This is a genomic window from Pseudomonas sp. GW821-FHT07F01, assembly GCF_059418825.1.
In genome coordinates this window covers 316,244-333,623 of the sequence record NZ_JBWKQO010000003.1, presented here as the reverse complement: position 1 = coordinate 333,623, position 17,380 = coordinate 316,244, and the positions used below count along the sequence as shown (strand labels likewise).

Here is a 17,380-nt window from a genome sequence, read left to right as displayed (position 1 = left end):
CGTCGGCCTACAGCCGCCAGAACGGCTTGAGACCTTCGGCCCGCGCCTCTTCCCGGCTCAGGCCGACATCGCGCAACTGCTCGGCAGTCAGCTCCAGCAACGACTTGCGCGTGCGCAGCCGATGCCAGTACAGACCCAGCGGGCTCAGCCCGGGCGGTGCGGAGCGTGGCAGGCGTGCCGCCAGTGCCTGCTCCTGCTCTGCCTGCAGCTCCTGACTCCGTAACGACAGACGCACATCGCTCAAGCCGTTCATCTGTATTGCTCCTGTTTGCTCAAAGTTGCCATGAGCCAATAGGATGCTTGGTGCGCAAAAACCATTACAGACTCAATACAGCGGTATTAACTCCATACAGTTTTGCCAAAAATCCTGCTGAATCCTGTATTTTTGCCCCATCTGTACCGGTCCTCGCGTCCCCCACTACGAGCCAATGCCATGACCCTCTACGTCAACCTCGCCGAACTCCTGGGCACCCGCATTGAGCAGGGCTTCTATCGCCCCGGCGATCGGCTGCCCTCAGTGCGCGCCCTGAGCGTCGAGCACGGGGTCAGCCTGAGCACCGTGCAGCAGGCCTACCGCCTGCTGGAAGACAACGGCCTGGCGATGCCCAAGCCCAAGTCCGGCTACTTCGTGCCGCCCAGCCGCGAACTGCCCGCCCTGCCCGCCGTTGGCCGCCCGGCCCAGCGACCGGTAGAGATCTCGCAGTGGGACCAGGTGCTGGAACTGATTCGCGCCGTGCCGCGCAAGGACGTGGTGCAACTGGGCCGCGGCATGCCGGACATCACCACACCCACCCTCAAGCCTCTGCTTCGGGCCCTGGCCCGCCTCAGCCGGCGCCAGGACATGCCAGGCCTGCACTACGACAACATCTACGGCGTACTGGAGCTGCGCGAGCAGGTCGCGCGACTGATGCTGGATTCCGGCTGCCAGCTGGGGGCCGGCGACCTGGTGATCACCACCGGCTGCCACGAGGCGCTGTCCACCAGCATTCGCGCCATCTGCGAACCGGGGGATATCGTCGCCGTGGACTCGCCGAGCTTCCACGGCGCCATGCAGACCCTCAAGGGCCTGGGCATGAAGGCCCTGGAGATCCCCACCGACCCCATTACCGGAATCAGCCTGGAAGCCCTGGAACTGGCTTTGGAACAGTGGCCGATCAAGGCCATACAGTTGACGCCCAACTGCAACAACCCCCTGGGCTACATCATGCCGGAGCCGCGCAAGCGGGCACTGCTGACCCTGGCCCAGCGCTTCGACGTGGCGATCATCGAGGACGATGTGTATGGCGAACTGGCCTACACCTACCCGCGCCCGCGCACCATCAAGTCCTTCGACGATGATGGCCGGGTGCTGCTGTGCAGCTCGTTCTCGAAAACCCTGGCCCCAGGCCTGCGCATCGGCTGGGTGGCGCCCGGTCGCTACCTGGAACGTGTACTGCACATGAAATACATCAGCACCGGCTCCACGGCCCCGCAGCCCCAGGTAGCCATCGCCGAGTTTCTCAAGAGCGGCCACTTCGAGCCACATCTGCGCAAGATGCGCACCCAGTACCAGCGCAATCGTGACCTGATGCTCGATTGGGTCAGCCGCTACTTCCCCGCCGGCACTCGCGCCAGCCGGCCACAGGGCAGTTTCATGCTGTGGATCGAACTCCCCGAGGGCTTTGATGCTCTGAAGCTCAACCGAGTGCTGCTCGAGCAAGGGGTGCAGATTGCCGTGGGCAGCATCTTTTCCGCCTCGGGCAAGTACCGCAATTGCCTGCGGATGAACTACGCTGCCAAGCCAACCGCGCAGATCGAAGACGCGGTACGCAAGGTCGGCGCTGCAGCCATCAAGCTGCTCAGTGAAACCTCGGACTGACCCCGATCCGAAGCAGGAAGCCAGCCGTCCCATGCCAACCCGTGCCGTGATGCGAGATGACCTGACTTGAACCCTATACAGGCCTTCACCTGGCTTCTGCTGCTGAGCCTCGGGCTGGGCGGCTGCGCTACCCGCGAGGTGCCGTACCAACCCAGCCAGGCCCTGCCCGCCCGTGATTCGGGCTTTGCCCAGTCGATCCGGGCCCAGGCCGCGCCCTACCAGGGGCGTTCCGGCTTTCGCCTGCTACCCAACAGCACCGAAGCGTTCATGGCCCGCGCCGAGCTGATCCGCAACGCGCAAAGCAGCCTCGACCTGCAGTACTACATCGTCCACGACGGCATCAGCACCCGCATGCTGGTGGACGAGCTGCTCAAGGCCGCCGACCGTGGCGTGCGGGTACGCATCCTGCTGGACGACACCACCAGCGACGGCCTGGACCAGATCATCGCCACCCTGGCCGCCCATCCGCAGATCCAGATCCGCCTGTTCAACCCTCTGCACCTGGGCCGCAGCACTGGCCTGACCCGGGCCATGGGCCGCCTGTTCAATCTGTCGCAGCAGCATCGGCGGATGCACAACAAGCTCTGGCTGGCAGACAACAGCGTGGCCATCGTCGGCGGGCGCAACCTGGGGGATGAATACTTCGACGCCCAGCCCAACCTGAATTTCACCGACATCGACATGTTCAGCGTGGGTCCGGTGGCCGAGCAACTGGGCCACAGCTTCGACCAGTACTGGAACAGCGCCCTGAGCCGCCCCATCGGCGAGTTCCTGTCCAGCACACCTTCCGCCAAGGCACTGGACAACACCCGGCTGCGCCTCGAGGAATCCTTGCAGGACAGCCGCCGGCAGAACCAGGCGCTGTACCGGCAACTGATGACCTACCAGACCCAGCCGCGCATGGACATCTGGCGCAAGGAACTGATCTGGGCCTGGAACCAGGCCCTGTGGGACGCTCCGGCCAAGGTCCTGGCCAAGGGTGCCCCCGACCCGCACCTGCTGCTCACCACCCAGCTGGCACCGGAACTGAGCGGGGTCGGCAAGGAGCTGATCATGATCTCGGCCTACTTCGTTCCGGGGCAGCCCGGGCTGGTGTACCTGACCGGGCGCGCGGACGCCGGGGTCTCGGTGAGCCTGTTGACCAACTCCCTGGAAGCCACCGACGTGCCAGTGGTGCATGGCGGCTATGCGCCCTATCGCAAGGCATTGCTGGAACATGGAGTGAAGCTCTACGAACTGCGCCGACAACCCGGCGAGCGCGGTGGCAGCGGGCCGCACCTGTTCCACAGCGGCTCCTACAAGGGCTCCGACTCCAGCCTGCACAGCAAGGCGATGATCTTCGACCGACGAAAGAGCTTCATCGGCTCGTTCAACTTCGACCCCCGTTCGGTGCTGTGGAACACCGAGGTCGGGGTGCTGGTGGACAGCCCCGAGCTGGCTGAACATGTCCGCGCCCTGGCCCTGCAGGGGATGGCGCCGGCCCTGAGCTACCAGGTCAAGCTGCTGGACGGCAAGCTGGTCTGGGTGACCGAGGACCAGGGCCAGTTGCACAGCCTGGGCCATGAACCCGGCAACTGGTGGCGCCGCTTCAATGCCTGGCTGAGCACCCGCATCGGCCTGGAACGCATGCTCTGAGTGGCTACAACGCAGCCTGGGCTTCGCCAAAGGCCCCCTGGCGCAGCAGCAGGACAAGCAAGCCAAAAGCCCCGGCCGCCACCAGCAGCAACATGGCGTGGCCGCTCACCCACTGGCTGCCGGCCCCTGCCACCAGCGGCCCGATCAGGCAGCCAATGCCCCAGAGCTGCGCCACATGGGCATTGGCCCGCACCAGTGCGTCATCGCGGTAACGCTCGCCGATCAGGATCAGCGACAAGGTGAACAAGCCCCCGGCGCTGGCCCCGAACAACACCCACAGTGGCCAGATCAGCACGGTGCCCAGCAACAGCGGAATGGCCAGGCTGGAACACAGCAGGATCACCGCGCAGCCGGTGAACAGGCCGCGCCGGGAAATCCGATCCGCCAGGGCGCCAATCGGCAGTTGCAAAAGTGCATCCCCCACCACCACGGTGCTGACCATGGCCAGGGCAATGTCTTCGGTGAACCCCTGGCTCAGGCAATACACCGGCAGCAGGGTCAGAATCAGCGCCTCGAAAGTAGCGAACAATGCAACTGCCCAGGCAATCGCCGGCAACTTCTGACAAAAGTGCCACAGGTCAAACAGAGTCACGCTGCACGACTCGGTGCTCGGCGCCCCGCTGCGCCCCAACAGCAGGAGCGGTGATACCACCAGCAAACCCACCGCGATCCAGAAGCCGTAATCATGCTCAGTACCCAGCACGCCCAACAGCAGGGGCCCGGCCAGCTGGCTCAAGGCATAGCTTGCGCCATACAGCGCCACCAGCCGGCCACGCCACTGCTCCACCACCAGCTGATTGATCCAGCTTTCCCCCAGAATGAAGATGATGGTCAGGACCACTCCCAGTATCAGGCGCAGCACCAACCACAACGGATAGCTGGGCAGCAGCGCCAGCAAGGCAATGGAGATCGCCCCACCCCACAGGCACAGGCGCATCAGGCTGGCGGTGCCGAAGCGCGCCGCCAGGCGGCTGGAGATCTTCGCCCCGAGCAACACGCCAATGGCCGGCATCGCCGCCACCACGCCAATTGCAAAAGGCCCGTAGCCCCAGCTTTCGAGACGAAACGACACCAGGGGCATGGTCACGCCCAGGGCCAGGCCGACACTCAAGACTGCGGCCAAAACGGCGAAATAGGTCGCCCAACGCATTTCCACGCTCCTGTGGATCATTGTTTCGCAAGGCACAGACAACACAGCCGGACTCCCCTTGCGGAAAGTCCGGCTGCGCTATGGATCGACATCAGGCGGGGCACTGCCCCGCCTCAAACGACAAGACTCAGAGCTTGATCCAGGTGGCTTTCAGCTCGGTGTACTTGTCGAACGCATGCAGCGACTTGTCGCGACCGTTGCCCGACTGCTTGAAGCCGCCGAACGGCGCGGTCATGTCGCCGCCGTCGTATTGGTTGACCCAGACGCTGCCGGCACGCAGGGCCTTGGCGGTCTGGTGGGCCTTGGAGATGTTGGCGGTCCACACCGCAGCTGCCAGGCCGTAAGGCGTGTCGTTGGCAATCTGGATCGCGTCTTCCACGCTGTCGAAGGCGATCACCGACAGTACAGGGCCGAAGATCTCTTCCTGGGCGATTTTCATCGCGTTGCTGACACCATCGAAAATGGTCGGCTCGACGTAGGTGCCACCGGTTTCTTCCAGGGTGCGCTTGCCACCGGCCACCAGCTTGGCGCCATCGGCATGCCCGGCTTCGATGTAGGACAGCACGGTGTTCATCTGCTGGGTGTCCACCAGGGCACCGACATTGGTGGCCGGATCCAGCGGGTTGCCCGGCTTCCAGCCCTTGAGGGCCTCGATCACCAGCGGCAGGAATTTGTCCTTGATAGAGCGCTCCACCAGCAGGCGCGAGCCGGCGGTGCAGACTTCGCCCTGGTTGAAGGCAATGGCGCTGGCGGCGGATTCGGCGGCGGCCTGCAGGTCCGGAGCATCGGCGAACACGATGTTCGGGCTCTTGCCGCCGGCTTCCAGCCACACGCGCTTCATGTTGGATTCGCCGGAGTAGACCAGCAACTGCTTGGCGATCTTGGTGGAGCCGGTGAACACCAGGGTGTCCACGTCCATGTGCAGGGCCAGGGCCTTGCCGACAGTGTGGCCGTAGCCTGGCAGTACGTTGAACACGCCCGCCGGAATCCCGGCTTCCACTGCCAGGGCAGCGATGCGGATGGCGGTCAGCGGGGATTTTTCCGAAGGCTTGAGGATCACCGAGTTACCGGTGGACAGCGCCGGGCCCAGTTTCCAGCAAGCCATCATCAGGGGGAAGTTCCACGGCACGATGGCCGCGACCACGCCTACCGGCTCACGGGTGACCAGGCCCAACTGGTCGTGAGGGGTGGCAGCGACTTCATCGTAGATCTTGTCGATGGCCTCGCCGCTCCAGCTCAGGGCCTGGGCGGCGCCGGGAACGTCGATATCCAGGGAGTCGCTGATGGGCTTGCCCATGTCCAGGGTTTCCAGGAGCGCGAGTTCTTCAGCGTGCTGCTTCAACAGGCCGGCAAAGCGGATCATCACCGACTTGCGCTTGGCCGGCGCCAGGCGCGACCAGGCGCCGGAGTTGAAGGTGGCGCGGGCGTTTTCCACGGCGCGCTGGGCATCGGCGGCATCACAGCTGGCGATGGTCGCCAGTACGCGACCGTCTACCGGGCTGATGCATTCGAAGGTGTCGCTGGAAGCCGATGCGGTGTATTCGCCGTTGATGTAGGCACGACCTTCGATTTTCAGGTCGCGGGCACGTTGTTCCCAGTCGGCACGAGTCAGGGTGGTCATACGAGTGTCCTCCTCTTATTTGTATACAAGCGCCATGCGAACTACGCCGGCACTGCTGAAGAATTCTGCCCGGCCAGCCTGTTTTCGGCCAAAGGCACCCGCCACCCTAAACCAGCGACACCTGTACTTTCAATATATTTGACAAAGCCCGGGCAAACGCCATTGCTATGTGCATTTTAATAAACATAGACTTTGGCCTTCATAGCCACTCGCGCCGCAATCACGGGGGAATACAACAATGAGCATCCACAACGTCGTCGACTTCAGCCAGGCCACCACCGAGGGCGAACGCTACCGCCCCGCTGCGGAAAAAATCCTCAAGGGCGACCCCGAGCAGGCGGTGTTCAACCATTACGCCAGCCCGTGCGGCCAGCTCAATGCCGGGATCTGGGAAGGCGCCGTGGGCCAGTGGACGGTGAACTTCACCGAACACGAATACTGCGAGATTCTCCAGGGCGTATCGGTACTGCGTGATCACGACGGCAATGCCAAGACTCTGCGGGTCGGCGACCGCTTCGTGATCCCGGCCGGCTTCAAGGGCACCTGGGAAGTGCTGGAGCCCTGCCGCAAGGTCTATGTGGCCTTCGAACAGAAAGCCTGAATCCCGGGCACAAAAAAACCCGCTTGAAGGCGGGTTTTTTTGTCAGAAGAAAAATCAATTACTTGATTTTGCCTTCCTTGTAGATCACGTGCTTGCGAACAACCGGATCATATTTCTTGATCTCGATTTTGTCCGGAGTAGTACGCTTGTTCTTGTCGGTAGTGTAGAAGTGACCAGTACCGGCGCTCGAGATCAAACGAATCAATTCACGCATGATTAGCTCCCTTAAACCTTGCCGCCATCGCGACGGATTTCGGCCAGCACGACATCAATGCCGCGCTTGTCGATGATACGCATGCCTTTGGCAGATACGCGCAGACGCACAAAACGTTTCTCGGACTCAACCCAGAAGCGGTGATGCTGCAGGTTCGGCAGGAAACGACGACGGGTTTTGTTGTTTGCGTGGGAAATGTTATTCCCAGTCACCGGACCCTTACCGGTAACTTGACAGACTCTAGACATGCCTCAGCCCTCTAAAACCACATGCCCAACCCGGCATGGGTTGGCCGCTTAATCTCTCAGTCATTTGGCGCCAGGCGCCGCGTTTCTTTAGGGTCTTACCGGCTACACCTACAAGCGAAGGAACCGGGCCCCTAGAAAAGAGCGCTGCTTTATACCAGAAAGACCCCAGAGCAACAACAACCGCTGTGCCCAGGATGACGAAAAGTCCTGATTTTCTTGCGCCGGACGCCTGCGGCAAAGGCTACCGCAGAAATCTACCGCTCGTCGCAGAATATATTTCTCCCGAAACCCCAGGCACAAAACCGCCATAGAACGCGGTCATGCCTGCGGAGAATCACGCCTGGAACCCCGGCCGAGCCCGAGGTTTCGTCACTCGATACAAAAGGGATAGTCATTTTACAAAGAGCCCACTAGGGTAAGGCATTTCCAGACTGCACTCGCAGATGGGCTTTCGATCTGCACAAGGAACCCGACCATGCGTCTTGCCGCCCTCCCGCTCCTGCTCGCCCCTCTCCTGAGCCCCCTGGCCCAGGCTGCCGCGCTGAGCGTCTGCACCGAAGCCAGCCCGGAGGGCTTCGACGTGGTGCAGTACAACTCACTGACCACCACCAACGCATCCGCCGACGTGCTGATGAACCGCCTGGTGGAGTTCGACGCCGATAGCGGCAAGGTAGTCCCCAGCCTTGCCGACAGCTGGGAGGTCTCTGCCGACGGCCTGACCTACGTGTTCAAGCTGCACCCGAAGGTCAAGTTCCACCGCACCGAGTATTTCAACCCCAGCCGCGAGCTGACCGCCGAAGACGTCAAGTTCAGCTTCGAGCGCATGCTCGATCCGGCCCATCCGTGGCACAAGATCGCCCAGAGCGGCTTTCCCCACGCCCAATCCCTGCAGTTGCCCAGCCTGATCAAGAAGATCGATGCCCTGGACCCGCTGACCGTACGCTTTACCCTGGACCACGCCGATTCGACCTTCCTCGCCACCCTGAGCATGGGCTTCGCCTCGATCTACTCGGCGGAGTACGCCGAGCAACTGCTCAAGGCCGGCACCCCGGAGAAGCTCAACAGCCAGCCGATCGGCAGCGGCCCATTCATCTTCGGGCGCTTCCAGAAAGACGCCTCGATCCGCTACAAGGCCAACCGCGACTACTTTGCCGGCAAGCCTGCGGTCGATTCGCTGATCTTTGCCATCACCCCGGACGCCAACGTGCGCCTGCAGAAGCTGCGCCGCAACGAGTGCCAGATCGCGCTGTCGCCCAAGCCCCTGGATGTCCAGGCCGCCAGCGAGGATCCGGCACTGAAGGTCGAGCACACCGCAGCCTTCATGACCGCCTTCGTCGCCATCAACAGCCAGCACCCACCCCTGGACAAACCCGAGGTACGCCAGGCAATCAACCTGGCCTTCGACAAGGGCAGCTACCTCAAGGCGGTCTTTGAAGGCACCGCCGAAGCCGCCAACGGCCCTTACCCGCCCAATACCTGGAGCTACGCCAAGGACCTGCCCGGGTACGCCCACGACCCGGAAAAGGCTCGCCAACTGCTGGCCAAGGCTGGCCTGAAGAACGGCTTCCAGACCACCATCTGGACCCGCCCTTCTGGCAGCCTGCTCAACCCCAACCCCAGCCTGGGCGCACAGTTGCTGCAATCGGACCTGGCCCAAGTGGGGATCCAGGCGGAAATCCGCGTGATCGAATGGGGTGAACTGATCCGCCGCGCCAAGGCCGGCGAGCACGACCTGCTGTTCATGGGCTGGGCTGGCGACAACGGCGACCCGGATAACTTCCTCTCGCCACAGTTCACCTGCGCCGCCGTCAAGTCCGGCACCAACTTCGCCCGCTACTGCGACCAGAACCTGGACAAGCTGATCACGGCCGGCAAGACCACCAGCGAACAGGGTGTGCGCAGCAAGCTGTACCAACAGGCCCAGACCCAGATCCAGCAGCAGGCGCTGTGGCTGCCCCTGGCACACCCGACCGCTTTCGCCCTGACTCGCAAGCAGGTCGAGGGCTACCAGGTGAGCCCCTTCGGGCGCCAGGACTATTCGAAAGTCAGCATCAAGTGAACTGCCGGCCGGCTTCAAGGCCCACCCAGGCCTTGAAGCCGGCTGCATTCAGATCCAGCCGTACTCGGCCATCGACAGCGGGTCGCCCTCCCCCACGATGAAGTGGTCCAGCACCCGCACATCGATCAACTCCAGTGCCTCCTGCAAACGTCGGGTCACTACCCGGTCGGCCGGGCTGGGCTCGCAAATGCCTGACGGATGGTTGTGGCAGAGGATCACCGCCGCTGCATTGTGCGCCAAGGCGCGCTTGATCACCTGCCGCGGGTACACCGTGGTGCTGTCGATGGAGCCCTGAAACAGCACTTCGAAGGTCAGTACACGATGCCGCGTGTCGAGAAACAGGCAACCGAACACTTCATGGGGCTCGTGGCGCAGCATCGACTTCAGGTAATCGCGCACCACCAGCGGGTTCTCCAACGCGGACTGGCGATGCAGTTTCTCCGCCAGATGCCGGCGGGCCATTTCCAGCACCGCCTGCAACAAGGCGTACTTGGCCGGGCCCAGCCCCAGTTGGCGGGTGAAGGTCAGTTGATCGGCCTCCAGCAGCCTGCGCAGGCTGCCAAAGCGCCGCAACAGATGCCGCGCCAGGTCCACCGCGCTTTTACCGGCCACCCCGGTGCGCAGGAAAATAGCCAGTAGCTCGGCGTCGGAAAGGCTGATGGCGCCCTGCTCCAGAAGCCGTTCCCGCGGACGCTCCGCCGCGGGCCAGTCACGAATACTCATCACACCTCCCTGTGCATGGCGCCGCTGTTCGACAGCGGGCGCTGTGCTATCTTAGCCCCCTCTTTTTTGCGTGGTATTTCACCTGGGGAGGGGGCATGCCACGCAGCAATCACTGAACGGAAAGACAGGCCTATGCAGCGGCTGTATCGGAAACGCATCGTGCTCGGCGTCGGCGGCGGCATTGCCGCCTACAAGAGCGCGGAGCTGGTTCGCCGACTCCTCGACCAGGGCGCCGAAGTGCGCGTGGTCATGACCCGGGGCGGCAGTGAATTCATTACCCCGCTGACCATGCAAGCGCTCTCCGGGCACCCGGTCCACCTCGACCTGCTGGACCCGGCTGCCGAAGCCGCCATGGGCCATATCGAGCTGGCCAAGTGGGCCGACCTGGTGCTGATCGCGCCGGCCACCGCGGACCTGATTGCCCGCCTGGCCCAGGGCATTGCCGACGATCTGCTGACCACCCTGGTGCTGGCCACCGATGCCATCGTCGCCATCGCCCCGGCGATGAATCAGGCCATGTGGCGCGACCCTGCCACCCAAGCCAACACCCAACTGCTGCAAAGCCGTGGCCTGAAGGTCTTCGGCCCGGCTTCCGGCAGCCAGGCCTGTGGCGATGTCGGCCTGGGCCGCATGCTGGAGGCCAACGACCTGGCCCAGTGCGCCGCCGATTGTTTCCAGCATCTGGCGCTGACCGGCAAGCACCTGCTGATTACCGCCGGGCCGACCCAGGAAAACATCGATCCGGTGCGCTACATCACCAACCATAGCTCAGGAAAAATGGGCTTCGCCCTGGCCGAGGCCGCGGTTGAAGCCGGTGCCCGGGTGACCCTGATCACTGGGCCGGTACACCTGCCAACCCCCGATAGAGTCACGCGGATCGACGTTGTCAGCGCCCGGGACATGCTCGCGGCCTGTGAGTCGGCGATCCCATGCGACGTTTTCATCGCCTCTGCGGCGGTCGCGGACTACCGACCGGAAGTCGTCGCCCCACAGAAATTAAAGAAAGACCCTACGAAAGGTGACGGCCTGTTGCTGCAGATGGTGCGCAACCCGGACATCCTGGCCACCATTGCCAGCCGTCCGGATCGGCCTTTCAGTGTCGGTTTCGCCGCAGAAACCGAAAACTTGCTCGACTACGCTGCACGTAAATTGAAGGACAAGAACCTCGACCTGATCGTCGCCAACGACGTTGCCAACCCGAGCATTGGCTTCAACAGTGAGGAAAACGCCTGCAGCGTGATTGACCGGGAGTTGCACGCAACTCTCTTCGCCCAGACCAGCAAGGGCAAGATTGCCCGCCAGCTGATCTCTTTTATCGCCGAACGGCTGAACCAGGTTTAACTCGCATGCACGCTTTACAAGCCAAGATCCTCGACCCACGCATCGGCAACGAATTCCCTCTGCCGCAGTACGCCACGCCGGGCTCCGCCGGCCTCGACCTGCGAGCCATGCTCAAGGAAGACACCCTTCTGGAGCCAGGCCAGACGCTGCTGATCCCTACCGGGCTGTCGGTCTACATTGGCGATCCGGGCCTGGCAGCGCTGATCCTGCCGCGCTCCGGCCTGGGCCATAAGCACGGCATCGTGCTGGGCAACCTGGTGGGCCTGATCGACTCGGACTACCAGGGCGAACTGATGGTGTCCTGCTGGAACCGTGGCCAGACCGCCTTCAACATCGCCGTCGGCGAGCGCATCGCCCAACTGGTGCTGGTGCCTGTGGTCCAGGCGCATTTCGAAGTGGTCGAAGCCTTTGATGAAAGCCAGCGCGGCGCAGGTGGCTTCGGCCACTCCGGCAGCCACTGATCTGCCTCTCGGAGTGGGCAGCCTGCCTGCTCCGCCCCCTTGCGAGAGCAATCAAGGACCGAGGACCAGCATTTTTTTGCAGGGCGCCTGGCCCCCGCCAGGCCGGGCTGCTGACCGGTTCCGGAGGGGACGGAGCCCGTCAGATGGCACTTTCGCAGTACGAACTCTATGCTGAAAACGCCGTCATACCCTTCAGTTTGAGCCTGCCGGCCTGTCCTCCCACGGCCGTACTGCACCCCTTCAGATGGAGCACCCTCAGTGATGAGCAACGCAGCTAAAGTCGCCCCGAAATTCCCCGACAGCATCTTCCGCGCCTACGACATCCGCGGCGTTGTACCGCAAACCCTGACCGCTGAAACCGCCTACTGGATCGGCCGCGCCATCGGCTCCCAGAGCCTGGCCCAGGGTGAACCGAACGTCTCCGTGGGCCGCGATGGCCGCCTGTCCGGGCCGGAACTGGTGGCGCAACTGATCCAGGGCCTGCACGACAGCGGCTGCCACGTCAGCGACGTCGGCCTGGTGCCGACCCCGGCCCTGTATTACGCGGCCAACGTACTGGCCGGCAAGTCCGGCGTAATGCTCACCGGCAGCCACAACCCCTCGAACTACAACGGTTTCAAGATCGTCATCGCCGGCGACACCCTGGCCAATGAACAGATCCAGGCCCTGCACGAGCGCCTCAAGAGCAACAACCTGAGCAGCGCCCAGGGCAGCGTCACCCAGGTCGACATCCTGCCGCGCTACGCCGAGGAGATCATCCGTGACGTCAAGCTGGCCCGCCGCCTGAAAGTCGTGGTGGATTGCGGCAACGGCGCCGCCGGGGTGATTGCCCCACAGTTGATCGAAGCCCTGAACTGCGAAGTGATCCCGCTGTTCTGCGAAGTGGACGGCAACTTCCCCAACCACCACCCGGATCCGGGCAAGCCCGAGAACCTCGAGGACCTGATTGCCAAGGTCAAGGAAACCGGCGCCGACCTGGGCCTGGCCTTCGACGGCGACGGCGACCGCGTCGGCGTGGTGACCAACACCGGCAGCATCGTCTTCCCCGACCGCCTGCTGATGCTGTTCGCCAAGGACGTGGTGGCGCGCAACCCGGATGCGGAGATCATCTTCGACGTCAAATGCACCCGACGCCTGATTCCACTGATCAAGGAATATGGCGGTCGCCCGCTAATGTGGAAGACCGGTCACTCGTTGATCAAAAAGAAAATGAAGCAGACCGGCGCTCTGCTGGCCGGCGAAATGAGCGGCCATGTGTTCTTCAAGGAACGCTGGTTCGGCTTCGACGACGGCATTTATAGCGCCGCACGGTTGCTGGAGATCCTCAGCAAGGAAAAATCCACCGCGGAAGAGCTGTTCGCCACCTTCCCGAACGATATTTCTACGCCGGAAATCAATATCCATGTGACCGAAGAGAGCAAATTCAGCATCATTGACGCCCTGCACGACGCGCAGTGGGGTGCAGGCGCCGACCTGACCACCATTGACGGGGTGCGGGTCGACTATGCCAAGGGCTGGGGCCTGGTTCGCGCCTCCAACACCACCCCTGTGCTGGTGCTGCGCTTCGAGGCTGATGATGCAGCCGAACTGCAGCGCATCAAGGATGTGTTCCACACCCAGCTGAAACGTGTTGCACCTGATCTCCAACTACCGTTTTGATTGTTTGAAGCACCGGAGCCCTGAATGACCATCGAACGCGATGCCGCCGCCAATACCGCCAAGGTCCTATCCGAAGCGCTGCCTTATATTCGCCGCTATGTCGGCAAGACCCTGGTGATCAAGTACGGCGGCAACGCTATGGAAAGCGAGGAGCTGAAAACCGGCTTCGCCCGCGACATCGTGCTGATGAAGGCTGTCGGGATCAACCCGGTAGTGGTGCACGGTGGCGGCCCGCAGATCGGTGACCTGCTCAAGCGCCTTTCCATTGAAAGCCACTTCGTCGATGGCATGCGCGTGACCGATGCGCAAACCATGGACGTGGTGGAGATGGTCCTCGGTGGCCAGGTCAACAAGGACATCGTCAACCTGATCAACCGTCACGGCGGCAGCGCCATCGGCCTGACCGGCAAGGATGCCGAGCTGATCCGGGCGAAAAAACTCACCGTGACCCGCCAGACGCCGGAAATGACCACCCCGGAAATCATCGATATCGGCCATGTGGGCGAAGTGGTCGGGATCAACACCGACCTGCTGAACCTGCTGGTCAAGGGTGACTTCATCCCGGTGATCGCACCGATCGGGGTCGGCGCCAACGGCGAGTCCTACAACATCAACGCCGATCTGGTGGCTGGCAAGGTGGCCGAAGCATTGAAAGCCGAAAAGCTGATGCTGCTGACCAACATCGCCGGCCTGATGGACAAGTCGGGCAAGGTCCTCACCGGCCTGAGCACCCAGCAGGTCGACGAGCTGATCGCCGACGGCACCATCTACGGCGGCATGCTGCCGAAAATCCGCTGCGCGCTGGAAGCCGTGCAAGGCGGGGTCGGCAGTTCGCTGATCATCGACGGTCGCGTGCCCAACGCGATTCTGCTGGAGATCTTCACCGATACGGGGGTCGGTACCCTGATCAGCAACCGCAAGCGTCCTTAAGCACCAGGTACAAAAAAGCCCCCGCCCGGGATCCCGGGCGGGGGCTTTTTTATCGACGCAATCTTTGTGGGAGCCGGCTTGCCGGCGAAGGCACTCACGCGGGCAACTCAAGGCCCAAAGGCCTCTTCGCCGGCAAGCCGGCTCCTACAGGTCAGATTCCGTACTGCGCGCGGTAGGCTTCCACCGCCGGCAGATGCTGCTTGAGCGCCGGATCATCCGCCAGGAACTGCAGGACCTGGGTCAGGGAGACAATGCTCACCACCGGAATGCCGAAGTCACGCTCGACCTCCTGGATCGCCGACAACTCGCCGTTGCCGCGTTCCTGACGGTTCAGGGCGATCAGCACCCCGGCCGCTTTGGCGCCGTCCTGGGACTCGATGATCTGCATCACTTCGCGGATCGCCGTGCCGGCGGTGATCACGTCGTCGATGATCAGCACATCGCCGGTCAAGGGAGCCCCCACCAGGCTGCCGCCTTCGCCGTGAGCCTTGGCTTCCTTGCGGTTGAAGCACCAGGGCAGATCGCGCTGGTGATGCTCGGCAAGCGCCACCGCAGTGGCCGCCGCCAGAGGAATGCCTTTATAGGCCGGGCCAAACAGCACATCGAAGGGAATGCCGCTTTCGACGATCGCCGCGGCGTAGAAACGCCCCAGCTGGGCCAGCGCCGAACCGCTGTTGAACAGGCCGGCATTGAAGAAGTAAGGGCTGGTGCGCCCGGACTTCAGGGTGAACTCACCGAAGCGCAAAACCCCGCGATCGATGGCAAAACGAATGAAATCGCGCTGATACGCCTGCATGAAAAAACCCCAGATACCACGGATTTAGCTAATTAGGTAGAGCTCGGGTATCATACACGCACGTGATTTTTGGGGCCATTTATGCGGATCATCAGTGTGAACGTCAATGGTATTCAGGCTGCAGTGGAGCGTGGTTTGCTCAGTTGGCTGCAGGCACAGAATGCCGACGTCATCTGCCTGCAGGACACCCGCGCCTCTGCCTTTGAACTGGACGACCCAGCCTTCCAACTGGATGGCTACTTCCTTTATGCCTGCGATGCCGAAGTCCCTGCCCAAGGCGGTGTGGCTTTGTATTCGCGGTTGCAGCCGAAGGCGGTCATCAGCGGCCTCGGCTTCGAGACAGCCGATCGTTACGGGCGCTACCTGCAAGCCGATTTCGACAAGGTCAGCATCGCGACCTTGCTGCTTCCATCAGGGCAGAACGGCGATGAAGACTTGAACCAGAAGTTCAAGCTAATGGACGATTTCGCCCGTTATCTGGATAAACAGCGGCGCAAACGTCGCGAGTACATTTATTGTGGCTCGCTGTACGTGGCGCAACAGAAGCTGGATATCAAGAACTGGCGCGACAGCCAGCAATCTCCGGGCTTCCTGGCACCTGAGCGTGCCTGGATGGACGAGATCATTGGCAACATGGGTTATGTCGACGCATTACGTGAAGTCAGCCGTGAAGGCGACCAGTACAGCTGGTGGCCGGACAACGAACAGGCCGAGATGCTGAACCTGGGCTGGCGTTTCGACTACCAGTTGCTGACTCCCGGCCTGCGTCGCTTTGTCCGCAGCGCTCGCCTGCCGCGCCAGCCACGCTTCTCGCAGCACGCACCGCTGATCGTGGACTATGACTGGACGCTGACCATCTAAGCGTCCTTTCACCGCCACAAAAAAGCCGACATCGCTGTCGGCTTTTTTGTGCTTGCTCGAGCTACTTGATCAGGCGCCAGGTGAAGGGGTAGCGATAAGGCACCCCTTCGCCAGCCTTGACTCCGCCGATGATGGTCAGCACCAGGGCTCCGATCGCCAGCAGGCCGAACATGAAGAACCCGATCACCACGATCATCAACAGGAAGCACACCGCCGACGCAATGGCGACGGTCAGCTGGAAGTTCAGTGCTTCCTTGCCCTGGGCATCGATAAAGGGATCGGTTTCGCGCTTCATCTGCCACAGAATCAACGGTCCGATCAGTGTGCCGAAAGGAACCCAGATCCCCAGCAAGGCGGACAGGTGACAAAACATCGCCCATTGCCGGACTTCGTGACTCGGCGTAGGCAGCGGCAGTTGTTCATCACTCATGGTGCTCTCCTTGCTGAAGACCTGCGCCCATCAATCGGCGAGCGCGGCTTGCTGCAGTTGGAAAATCTCGTTCATGCCTTGCTGGGCCAGGGCCAGCATCGCATTCAGTTCAGCCGGCTGGAACGGCGCACCTTCGGCAGTGCCCTGCACTTCGATGAAACCACCGGTGCTGGTCATCACAACGTTGAGGTCGGTTTCGGCAGCCGAGTCTTCCAGATAATCCAGGTCCAGGACCGGTTCGCCCTGGTACATGCCGACGGATACCGCGGCAATCATCTGCTTCAGCGGATCGCCGCCTTTCAGGCCACCGCGCTTCTTGATCACTTTCAAGGCGTCGACCAGGGCCACCATGGCGCCAGTGATCGATGCGGTACGAGTACCGCCGTCGGCCTGGATCACGTCGCAATCGACATACAGGGTGACGTCGCCCAGCTTGGACATGTCCAGTGCGGCGCGCAGCGAACGGCCGATCAGGCGCTGGATCTCCAGGGTCCGACCGCCCTGCTTGCCACGGCTGGCTTCGCGCTGGTTACGCTCGCCGGTAGCCCGCGGCAGCATGCCGTACTCGGCAGTCAGCCAACCCTGGCCCTGGCCCTTGAGGAAGCGCGGCACACCGTTCTCGACGCTGACCGTGCAGATCACTTTGGTATCACCGAACTCGACCAGTACAGATCCCTCGGCGTGTTTGGTGTAGTTGCGGGTGATGCGGATCGAGCGGAGCTGATCGGCGGCGCGACCACTTGGACGTTTCATAGGGGAACACCTGTACGGGGACGGAAAACTGCCGAGCATT

The 17,380-nt window shown here is 62.5% G+C and carries 17 protein-coding genes and 1 pseudogene; 9 read left to right on the top strand and 9 right to left on the bottom strand.

Going from position 1 to position 17,380, the window contains the following annotated elements; all coding sequences use genetic code 11:
- Positions 1-7: 7 nt before the first annotated feature.
- Complete coding sequence (locus AC07R1_RS12070; protein WP_065365034.1) at positions 8-253, bottom strand: DUF1127 domain-containing protein; 246 nt, start codon at positions 251-253, stop codon at positions 8-10.
- Between the two features lie 180 nt (positions 254-433).
- Here AC07R1_RS12070 and AC07R1_RS12065 point away from each other — a divergent pair, with 180 nt between their 5' ends.
- Positions 434-1,858 carry an aminotransferase-like domain-containing protein gene (locus tag AC07R1_RS12065; protein WP_011064214.1) on the top strand — a complete coding sequence of 475 codons (1,425 nt, stop codon included), beginning with the start codon at positions 434-436 and terminating at the stop codon, positions 1,856-1,858.
- Positions 1,859-1,924: 66 nt separating this feature from the next.
- Positions 1,925-3,493 carry a phospholipase D family protein gene (locus AC07R1_RS12060; protein ID WP_495110557.1) on the top strand — a complete coding sequence of 523 codons (1,569 nt, stop codon included), beginning with the start codon at positions 1,925-1,927 and terminating at the stop codon, positions 3,491-3,493.
- A 4-nt stretch (positions 3,494-3,497) separates the two neighbouring features.
- Here the strand turns inward: AC07R1_RS12060 and AC07R1_RS12055 are convergent, their stop codons facing one another.
- Together AC07R1_RS12055 and AC07R1_RS12050 are read right to left on the bottom strand one after the other, a co-directional pair.
- Entirely contained in the window at positions 3,498-4,643 is a 1,146-nt protein-coding gene (locus AC07R1_RS12055) for an MFS transporter (RefSeq protein ID WP_495110556.1), read from the bottom strand.
- 127 nt (positions 4,644-4,770) lie between these two features.
- Complete coding sequence (locus AC07R1_RS12050) at positions 4,771-6,264, bottom strand: aldehyde dehydrogenase (protein WP_495110555.1); 1,494 nt, start codon at positions 6,262-6,264, stop codon at positions 4,771-4,773.
- 238 nt (positions 6,265-6,502) lie between these two features.
- Between AC07R1_RS12050 and AC07R1_RS12045 the strand changes: the two genes are divergently transcribed.
- Entirely contained in the window at positions 6,503-6,865 is a 363-nt protein-coding gene (locus tag AC07R1_RS12045) for a cupin domain-containing protein (RefSeq protein WP_015637468.1), read from the top strand.
- 58 nt (positions 6,866-6,923) lie between these two features.
- On the opposite strand, the gene rpmG is transcribed toward AC07R1_RS12045, so the two are convergent.
- Entirely contained in the window at positions 6,924-7,079 is a 156-nt protein-coding gene (gene rpmG, locus AC07R1_RS12040) for a 50S ribosomal protein L33 (RefSeq protein WP_003177274.1), read from the bottom strand.
- 11 nt (positions 7,080-7,090) lie between these two features.
- The gene (gene rpmB, locus AC07R1_RS12035; protein WP_011064219.1) at positions 7,091-7,327 is read right to left on the bottom strand and encodes a 50S ribosomal protein L28; all 237 of its coding nucleotides are present in this window, start codon (positions 7,325-7,327) and stop codon (positions 7,091-7,093) included.
- Between the two features lie 475 nt (positions 7,328-7,802).
- On the opposite strand from rpmB, the gene AC07R1_RS12030 reads away from it, so the two are divergent.
- On the top strand, positions 7,803-9,386 hold the full coding sequence (locus AC07R1_RS12030) for an ABC transporter substrate-binding protein (protein ID WP_011064220.1): 1,584 nt from the start codon (positions 7,803-7,805) through the stop codon (positions 9,384-9,386).
- A gap of 48 nt (positions 9,387-9,434) precedes the next feature.
- Here AC07R1_RS12030 and radC read toward each other — a convergent pair whose 3' ends face one another.
- Positions 9,435-10,109: a RadC family protein gene (gene radC / locus AC07R1_RS12025; RefSeq protein ID WP_011064221.1), complete on the bottom strand. Its 675-nt coding sequence runs from the start codon at positions 10,107-10,109 to the stop codon at positions 9,435-9,437.
- A gap of 132 nt (positions 10,110-10,241) precedes the next feature.
- Between radC and coaBC the strand changes: the two genes are divergently transcribed.
- The 4 genes and pseudogenes from coaBC (at position 10,242) to argB (ending at position 14,500) form a co-directional block, all read left to right on the top strand.
- Positions 10,242-11,450 carry a bifunctional phosphopantothenoylcysteine decarboxylase/phosphopantothenate--cysteine ligase CoaBC gene (gene coaBC / locus AC07R1_RS12020; RefSeq protein ID WP_011064222.1) on the top strand — a complete coding sequence of 403 codons (1,209 nt, stop codon included), beginning with the start codon at positions 10,242-10,244 and terminating at the stop codon, positions 11,448-11,450.
- 5 nt (positions 11,451-11,455) lie between these two features.
- A complete protein-coding gene (gene dut / locus AC07R1_RS12015; protein ID WP_011064223.1) occupies positions 11,456-11,911 on the top strand; it encodes a dUTP diphosphatase in 456 nt (151 codons plus the stop codon).
- A 258-nt stretch (positions 11,912-12,169) separates the two neighbouring features.
- Positions 12,170-13,570: pseudogene (locus tag AC07R1_RS12010) on the top strand (phosphomannomutase/phosphoglucomutase); the annotation flags it as partial.
- A gap of 24 nt (positions 13,571-13,594) precedes the next feature.
- Positions 13,595-14,500 carry an acetylglutamate kinase gene (gene argB, locus AC07R1_RS12005; protein WP_011064225.1) on the top strand — a complete coding sequence of 302 codons (906 nt, stop codon included), beginning with the start codon at positions 13,595-13,597 and terminating at the stop codon, positions 14,498-14,500.
- A gap of 151 nt (positions 14,501-14,651) precedes the next feature.
- Here the strand turns inward: argB and pyrE are convergent, their stop codons facing one another.
- Positions 14,652-15,296: an orotate phosphoribosyltransferase gene (gene pyrE, locus AC07R1_RS12000; RefSeq protein WP_011064226.1), complete on the bottom strand. Its 645-nt coding sequence runs from the start codon at positions 15,294-15,296 to the stop codon at positions 14,652-14,654.
- A gap of 81 nt (positions 15,297-15,377) precedes the next feature.
- Between pyrE and crc the strand changes: the two genes are divergently transcribed.
- Entirely contained in the window at positions 15,378-16,157 is a 780-nt protein-coding gene (gene crc / locus AC07R1_RS11995) for a catabolite repression control protein Crc (protein ID WP_011064227.1), read from the top strand.
- Between the two features lie 61 nt (positions 16,158-16,218).
- Here crc and AC07R1_RS11990 read toward each other — a convergent pair whose 3' ends face one another.
- Complete coding sequence (locus AC07R1_RS11990) at positions 16,219-16,587, bottom strand: DUF4870 domain-containing protein (protein ID WP_011064228.1); 369 nt, start codon at positions 16,585-16,587, stop codon at positions 16,219-16,221.
- A gap of 30 nt (positions 16,588-16,617) precedes the next feature.
- The gene (gene rph, locus AC07R1_RS11985) at positions 16,618-17,340 is read right to left on the bottom strand and encodes a ribonuclease PH (protein WP_011064229.1); all 723 of its coding nucleotides are present in this window, start codon (positions 17,338-17,340) and stop codon (positions 16,618-16,620) included.
- Positions 17,341-17,380: the final 40 nt, after the last annotated feature.

Coding starts and splice junctions, on each gene's coding strand:
- AC07R1_RS12070 (WP_065365034.1), bottom strand. CDS start 253: ATGAACGGCTTGAGCGATGTGCGTCTGTCGTTACGGAGTCAGGAGCTG.
- AC07R1_RS12065 (WP_011064214.1), top strand. CDS start 434: ATGACCCTCTACGTCAACCTCGCCGAACTCCTGGGCACCCGCATTGAG.
- AC07R1_RS12055 (WP_495110556.1), bottom strand. CDS start 4,643: ATGCGTTGGGCGACCTATTTCGCCGTTTTGGCCGCAGTCTTGAGTGTC.
- AC07R1_RS12050 (WP_495110555.1), bottom strand. CDS start 6,264: ATGACCACCCTGACTCGTGCCGACTGGGAACAACGTGCCCGCGACCTG.
- AC07R1_RS12045 (WP_015637468.1), top strand. CDS start 6,503: ATGAGCATCCACAACGTCGTCGACTTCAGCCAGGCCACCACCGAGGGC.
- rpmG (WP_003177274.1), bottom strand. CDS start 7,079: ATGCGTGAATTGATTCGTTTGATCTCGAGCGCCGGTACTGGTCACTTC.
- rpmB (WP_011064219.1), bottom strand. CDS start 7,327: ATGTCTAGAGTCTGTCAAGTTACCGGTAAGGGTCCGGTGACTGGGAAT.
- AC07R1_RS12030 (WP_011064220.1), top strand. CDS start 7,803: ATGCGTCTTGCCGCCCTCCCGCTCCTGCTCGCCCCTCTCCTGAGCCCC.
- radC (WP_011064221.1), bottom strand. CDS start 10,109: ATGAGTATTCGTGACTGGCCCGCGGCGGAGCGTCCGCGGGAACGGCTT.
- coaBC (WP_011064222.1), top strand. CDS start 10,242: ATGCAGCGGCTGTATCGGAAACGCATCGTGCTCGGCGTCGGCGGCGGC.
- dut (WP_011064223.1), top strand. CDS start 11,456: ATGCACGCTTTACAAGCCAAGATCCTCGACCCACGCATCGGCAACGAA.
- argB (WP_011064225.1), top strand. CDS start 13,595: ATGACCATCGAACGCGATGCCGCCGCCAATACCGCCAAGGTCCTATCC.
- pyrE (WP_011064226.1), bottom strand. CDS start 15,296: ATGCAGGCGTATCAGCGCGATTTCATTCGTTTTGCCATCGATCGCGGG.
- crc (WP_011064227.1), top strand. CDS start 15,378: ATGCGGATCATCAGTGTGAACGTCAATGGTATTCAGGCTGCAGTGGAG.
- AC07R1_RS11990 (WP_011064228.1), bottom strand. CDS start 16,587: ATGAGTGATGAACAACTGCCGCTGCCTACGCCGAGTCACGAAGTCCGG.
- rph (WP_011064229.1), bottom strand. CDS start 17,340: ATGAAACGTCCAAGTGGTCGCGCCGCCGATCAGCTCCGCTCGATCCGC.